Annotated in this window: 6 protein-coding genes and 3 pseudogenes; 5 read left to right on the top strand and 4 right to left on the bottom strand. The window is 45.1% G+C overall.

What is annotated here, in order from left to right; all coding sequences use genetic code 11:
- The 3 genes and pseudogenes from IQR33_RS32250 to IQR33_RS03855 all read left to right on the top strand — a co-directional run.
- Nucleotides 1–278, top strand: a pseudogene (locus tag IQR33_RS32250) (ABC transporter ATP-binding protein); the annotation flags it as partial.
- 9 nt (nucleotides 279–287) lie between these two features.
- Entirely contained in the window at nucleotides 288–1,490 is a 1,203-nt protein-coding gene (locus IQR33_RS03850) for a phenylacetate--CoA ligase family protein (protein WP_033906431.1), read from the top strand.
- Nucleotides 1,491–1,626: 136 nt separating this feature from the next.
- Nucleotides 1,627–2,223: a methyltransferase domain-containing protein gene (locus IQR33_RS03855; protein WP_193837954.1), complete on the top strand. Its 597-nt coding sequence runs from the start codon at nucleotides 1,627–1,629 to the stop codon at nucleotides 2,221–2,223.
- Between the two features lie 3 nt (nucleotides 2,224–2,226).
- Here the strand turns inward: IQR33_RS03855 and IQR33_RS03860 are convergent, their stop codons facing one another.
- The 3 genes and pseudogenes from IQR33_RS03860 to IQR33_RS03865 all read right to left on the bottom strand — a co-directional run.
- A complete protein-coding gene (locus IQR33_RS03860; RefSeq protein ID WP_193837955.1) occupies nucleotides 2,227–2,703 on the bottom strand; it encodes a hypothetical protein in 477 nt (158 codons plus the stop codon).
- A gap of 176 nt (nucleotides 2,704–2,879) precedes the next feature.
- Nucleotides 2,880–3,353, bottom strand: a pseudogene (locus IQR33_RS32255) (c-type cytochrome); the annotation flags it as partial.
- A gap of 76 nt (nucleotides 3,354–3,429) precedes the next feature.
- A pseudogene (locus tag IQR33_RS03865) lies at nucleotides 3,430–3,654 on the bottom strand (molybdopterin containing oxidoreductase); the annotation flags it as partial.
- Here IQR33_RS03865 and IQR33_RS03870 point away from each other — a divergent pair.
- Together IQR33_RS03870 and IQR33_RS03875 are read left to right on the top strand one after the other, a co-directional pair.
- The gene (locus IQR33_RS03870; RefSeq protein ID WP_193837956.1) at nucleotides 3,639–3,929 is read left to right on the top strand and encodes a hypothetical protein; all 291 of its coding nucleotides are present in this window, start codon (nucleotides 3,639–3,641) and stop codon (nucleotides 3,927–3,929) included. The pseudogene IQR33_RS03865 and the gene IQR33_RS03870 sit on opposite strands and share 16 nt — an antisense overlap.
- A 150-nt stretch (nucleotides 3,930–4,079) precedes the next feature.
- Nucleotides 4,080–5,993: a BCCT family transporter gene (locus IQR33_RS03875; RefSeq protein WP_193837957.1), complete on the top strand. Its 1,914-nt coding sequence runs from the start codon at nucleotides 4,080–4,082 to the stop codon at nucleotides 5,991–5,993.
- Nucleotides 5,994–6,083: 90 nt separating this feature from the next.
- Here the strand turns inward: IQR33_RS03875 and IQR33_RS32260 are convergent.
- On the bottom strand, nucleotides 6,084–6,392 hold a 309-nt coding region (locus tag IQR33_RS32260), incomplete at its 5' end, for an SDR family NAD(P)-dependent oxidoreductase (RefSeq protein ID WP_228013744.1).

Here is a 6,392-nt window from a genome sequence, read left to right on the forward strand (position 1 = left end):
TTTCTCCGCTGCTAGTTAAAGAAGTATTCAGCATTATTAACAAGATCAACAAAGAGCAAGGCATTACCATGCTTTTGGTTGAACAGAATGCCAACTTCGCTCTTCAAGCGGCCGATTACGGTTACATCATGGAATCAGGCAAAATCGTACTAGATGGCAGCAAGCACGAATTGCTAAACAATGAAGACGTAAAAGAATTCTACCTTGGCGGCGGCGATGAAGATCGCAAGAGCTTTAAGAATCTGAAATCTTACAAACGTCGTAAGCGTTGGTTGTAAGGAGCAAGGATGAACGAACTATTTGATGCGAAAGAATCGTTGTCTCTACAGGCGCGAGAAGAGTCGCTGTTTCAACGTTTGCCAGCACTGATTGAGAATTCGAAAGCCAATAGCGAACATTACGCAGCGCATTTTTCTGAGTTAGATCCTACATTGGCAAACAATCGTGAAGGGCTTGCTCAGTTCCCGATTACACGTAAGTTCAATGTACCTAATCAGCAGCAACTTAAACCGCCGTTTGGTGGCTTAAATAGCGTTGCCATTGGTCAAATGGCGCGCGTATTCCAATCTCCTGGGCCGTTGTATGAGGCTCAAACGGATGAGGCCGATTTCTGGCGTATGGGGCGCGCGTTTCACGCTGCTGGGTTCTGTGCGGGTGATTTAGTGCATAACACGCTCTCTTACCATTTCTCTCCTGGCGGATTTATTATGGATGGTGGCGCAAGGGCTTGTGGCTGTGCGGTATTTCCGGCTGGAGTAGGCAATACCGAAGCGCAAATAGAGGCAATTAAACAGCTTCAACCTAATGGTTACACTGGCACACCTTCGTATTTGCTGACGTTGCTACAAAAGTACCAAGAGAAATACAATGAGCTGCCTAGCTTTGAGAAAGCTCTGGTCTCTGGTGAAGCGGTTACAGCAGACATGGAACAGATGTTTGAGGAAAAAGGCATTGCAGTCTTTCAAGCCTACGCAAGTGCAGAGCTTGGTTTGATTGCTTATCAAGTGTCTGGTGAACAAGGATTAGTGATTGCCGAAGATATTATTGTTGAAATCGTTGATCCTGATGGTGTTCCTGTACAACCGGGAGAAGTCGGTGAAGTCGTTGTAACCTCGCTTGATGAGAAGTTCCCGCTGATTCGCTACGCAACGGGAGATTTATCGGCATATCTAGAGACAAGTTCTGATTCTTCACGCACGAATGCACGAATTAAGGGCTGGATGGGACGAGCAGACTCCGCGGTGAAAGTAAAAGGGCTGTTTGTTTATCCGCATCAGATCCAAGAAGTCTGTCGTCGCCACGATATTAAAGGCTCCTTGAAAATTGAGCGCGATGGCTTCAACGATGCCATTACTTTCTGTTGTCATGATGTGCATGTATCAGCAGAGGACATTCAAGCAACACTCCAGTCTGTCACTAAACTGAAAGGCAATGTCCAGTTTGTACCGAACCAAGCGGAGCAGCCGTTAATCAATGATCTTCGCAGTTAACTCATTGGTGGCATAAGTGCAGTAGAAAGTGGTTGTCATAAAAAACTAACAACGTCAGACAAAAGGCTAGAAAAGGGATATCACATTGCGCTGCGTATCCCTTTATTTTTTACTACCGCAATCAGGGAGCGGGTAAATGAAACAGGCACCAATGATTAACACACAATTCTGGGATGATTTGTTTATCCGAGGCACTATGCCTTGGGATGCCCAATCGACACCTCAAGAACTCAAGGATTATCTCGACAATTCACTTCATGTAGGCCAGTCAGTGTTTATTCCTGGGTGTGGTGCCGCTTATGAACTGAGCACTTTTATTCAATATGGGCATGACGTGATCGCGATGGATTACAGCCAAGAAGCGGTAAAAATGGCGCAATCAACGTTAGGTAACTACAAAGATAAAGTCGTATTGGGTGATGTATTTAATGCCGATTTTTCTCACTCGTTTGATGTCATTTACGAGCGGGCCTTTCTCGCAGCACTACCGAGAGATATGTGGTCAGAATACTTTTCGATGGTGGATAAATTATTGCCAAGCGGAGGTTTTCTAATTGGTTTTTTCGTCATTGATGATAATTACCTATCACGCTTCCCTCCATTTTGTTTGCGAAGTGGGGAGTTGGCAGCTTTTCTAGAGCCCACGTTTGAACTTGTGAAGTCCTCAGTGGTGGCAAACAGTGTTGAGGTTTTTAAAGGCAGAGAGCAATGGATGGTGTGGCAGAAACGTTAGTCGTCAATGAGAATTCTTTAGAAAGTATTCGCGGAAACTGTCTGGTTCTTTTTTAATCGCTGAAAAGTAAGTCACAAATGTATGATATTTGGTCGATGCCATGAGCCAGAGACCGATAATAGGAAAAAGTACAAAACTAACAAAAAAAAGTTTATGTTCATCTTCAAGAAGGAATAGGCCAAGAGCGTAAACAAGGAACTGAAAGTAAATATTGATTAAGTTGATTTCTGCCGCTTTAGGTTTGCCTCTAACAATCATCATGTTTGGGATAACAAGCAGTAGAGTCATGACCCCAGCAAAAGAAAAGTTTAGAGCCAAGAAAGTATCAGTAGTTAAGTGCTCAGACGACTGGTCAATCAATATTGCCAGCAACGTTACTGCAATGCCGCCTCCCATCATAATCAAGGTAATGACTGCCACGCCAACAAGAAAAACCCAAATAGAAAGGTAATGGTTGTCAAAAAACTCTTCTGCCTTCAATCTTTTAAACCTCATCGATACATACTGTGAAATAACAGAGGTTACTTCAATCTATTCCTGTTGAGGGGATACTCACATAGGAAGAATACGTATGTAAAATATCAATAAGCGTTAGTTTTAAAGGCGGGAGTTACCCCCCATAATAGGTCGAAAGGTATTTCAGAATGGCTTAGTCATTGTTGTGTGACCATGTGTAACGAATGACAGGCTGAGCAGACTGCCGCGACGAGTTCCATATTCTCTCCTGGCGCTAATATCCCATCACCAGCTGATTTGACCTCCACTTCAGATGAAACAGTATTCCAATCTGGTGGCGTAGGGTTTTGGGTTGCTAGCCATGCAATGATTGCGGCTCACGCACCCGGGTCTTTTACGCCGGGAAAGACCATGTTTGTGCCCGGAGCAAACTCCGGTGGTGACGCCAAAAAAAGCATCCAGTTTTTCTGCGTCCCATTGACCTTGATGCTGTTTGATGGCTTCGCTGTAATTGACGCCGGCAATATCACGCTCTGCTAAGCCCCAAAGAGGCGGCGGCCCCACAAACACTTCCTCCATTTTTCAAACTGGTGACAAGCTTTACACACCATCGCTTGCTGTTCGCCTGCGGCTATCAACTCGTCAGTGTTTGCTAAGGCTGAGTAACTTAACAGCGCGAGAAAAGTAAACGAGAGCGGGAAAACCCGCTTATTTAAGAATGTTGCTTTCACTGTTATTCCCCCTTCATGTTTAACCCTTAACAATCAGCGCGATTCGGTGGAAGGTGTTGTTGAGGTAACCTTTCGGGTTCCATGCGATAGCAAAAGGTTGGCCCACCTCTTGGTCATCAGTCGCTTTTGCCCAAACTTCGTAGTAGCCCGCTTTGGGGAATGTCACTTTGGCGTTGAACGTCTGCCAAGCGCTGTCATTGGCTGGGGCTGCGAGTTCTGCATCCATCCATGTTGCGCCAAAATCAATCCTTTCTCGCTGAACTACCGAGAGACCAGTGGCCAGATTACTTTGCTATGGTGGATAAATTGCTGCCAAGAGACGGTTTGTTAATTGGTTATTTCGTTATAGATGATAAGTACCACTCTCGCTTCCCTCCATTTTGTTTGCGAAGTGGGGAGTTGGAGGGTTATCTAGAACCGACGTTTAAGCTTGTGGAAGCCTCAGTGGTGGCAAACATTGTTGAGGTTTTTAAAGGTAGAGAGCGCTGGATGGTGTGGCAGAAAAGTTGCCGTATTTAAACGCTATGGCATCAAATAATGAATACAAAATCAGCGTCACATAATGCATCTTTTAAAGACAATTATTCTTGTGGTAACGATAAGTGTTGTGAATTGGCGAAGTTGTGAGAAGTGTAGATCATGTCCTTTGAAAACATAAGGATATATAATATGGACAAATCATTTTCTCTCATCGATAAGCCTACCTTCTTAGGCTCACTCTTTCTTTTACTCAGCGTCGTTATACCCTTAATTTTATTTCCCACACAAGGTGCGGATTGGATAGCTTCGGCCAAATTTTTCATGACCGATAAGCTTGGTGTGTTATACCTCGCACTGGGTATCGCAGCAATGTGTTTTATGATTTACACCGTGTTCAGCGATCTTGGCCAAATCAAACTTGGTGAAGCCGACGAGCAACCAGAATTTGGTAACGCCTCATGGGCTGCAATGCTATTTTGTGGAGGTATTGGCGCAAGTATTCTGTATTGGGGGTGTATCGAGTGGGCATACTACTATCAATCACCACCATTTCAGTTGGAAGCAGGCAGTGAAGAAGCCATTCGCTGGGCCGCGACTTATGGTCTGTTTCACTGGGGACCGATCGCTTGGTCAATTTACCTTATTCCTGCTCTGCCTATCGCTTACTTCTTTTATGTACGCAAACAACCTGTTTTGAAAATCTCTAGTGCGTTAATGCCTGTATTAGGAAAAAAGCGCGCAAACGGTGGTATTGGCAAGTTTATTGATGTGCTGTTTATTTTTGGTATGTTGGGTGGCGCGGCGACTACGCTTGGCTTAGCAGCGCCTCTTATCAACGGTGGTCTACATCATATCTTCGGTCTTCCAAACAATACCTTCAGCCAAGTGGCTGTATTACTTCTCTGTACTGCGATTTTTGGTTACTCCGCGTATGCAGGGCTTGAGAAGGGGATCAAATTCCTTAGTAACATTAACTTCTGGGGTGCGATGGGCTTGTTACTCTTTGTACTCGCCCTTGGGCCAACCGTGTTCATGTTAGAAACAGGCTTAGATTCTATTGGTCGTATGTTGTCTAACTTCTTTGTTATGGCTACCTGGGCGGAGCCGTTTGGTGGTTATGGTGAGTTTACAGATACACACTTCCCGCAAGACTGGACTATTTTCTACTGGGCATGGTGGTTAGTCTTTGCTCCTTGTATGGGATTGTTTGTTGCGCGTATCTCGCGTGGAAGAACGATCAAACAGATGGTCGTAGGTTCTATATTTTACGGTTCTTTAGGTTGTTTCTTATTCTTCATTGTTTTAGGTAACTATGGTTTATCGTTGCAATTGACGGGTGAGCTTGATGTCATCGCAATCCTCAACGAATCAGGCGCGCCAGCGGCTATTTTTGCAACGTTAGACACATTACCGTTAGGGCCAATCGTTATTGGTGTTTTTACACTATTGTGTATCATTTTTACGGCGACTTCGTTTGACTCTATCTCGTACATTCTTGCGTCTGTGGTTCAAAATGATGTGACGGAAGAACCGATGCGCTGGAACCGTTTGTTCTGGGCGTTTACTTTGTCTTTTCTGCCAACCGTTCTAATGTTCATGGGAGGTTTATCGACATTACAAACCGCTGCGATCGTGGGCGGTTTACCGTTGTTAGTTATCTCGGTGATGTTGATGGTGTCCTTTGTTCGCGCGGCGAGCCTAGATATTAAACATCAAGCAGAATACGAAGAGCCAACCATTAACATTGAAGAACTGCCGGAAATTGACCCTTGGTCAACAGAGGGAATGGCTTTGGCGAAATTTGAGCGCTTTAAAGACTTAGCTCAACAGGCGGCTGAAGAAGAGCGCGAAGCAATGGCGGCCCTGATGAGCATGCGTAAGAGAATTCGCGCATTTGCCTTAGAACACAGCTGTGAATCTGGATTTTCGGACCATCATTTACCAGAAGAGATGCAAGCAGAGCTACAGCAACTAACCGAAGCGCTTGAGTTGGCTCAACAGAAGAAGCAAGAACTGTCTGAACAAGCCCAAGAATCTCGAATGGAGTTTAATCATGTGTTATTAGGCGGCGCGTCGGCAGGTTTAGCAACGTCGCAGGCTTAAGAACAGACACACAAGAGCCGAGTACAAACTCGGCTCTTTTTTGGCGTGGATACCTTACAGTTAAAAATTCTGCTCAGTCAGTGTTAATGCTTATACTATTTTAGGTTGACCATCTGATGCGGTGGCACCGCCGTCTACAGGTAGGTTTACGCCATTAATGAAAGATGCGTCATCACTTGCCAAGAAAGTCACGACAGACGCAATTTCTTCAGGTTCGGCTGCTCGGCCAAGCGCAATGCGCTCATTGAATTTATCGCGGATTTCCTGCAGCCAGCCGTTCGTCATGTTGGTTTTTACTAAGCTTGGGCATACGGCGTTAATTCTTACCCCATCCGCACCATGGTCCAATGCCATCGCTCGGGTAAGGTTCACCACTGCGCCTTTACTCGCGCAATAGAA

This window comes from Vibrio sp. OPT46, assembly GCF_015163535.1.
Taxonomy (GTDB): Bacteria; Pseudomonadota; Gammaproteobacteria; order Enterobacterales; family Vibrionaceae; genus Vibrio; species Vibrio alginolyticus.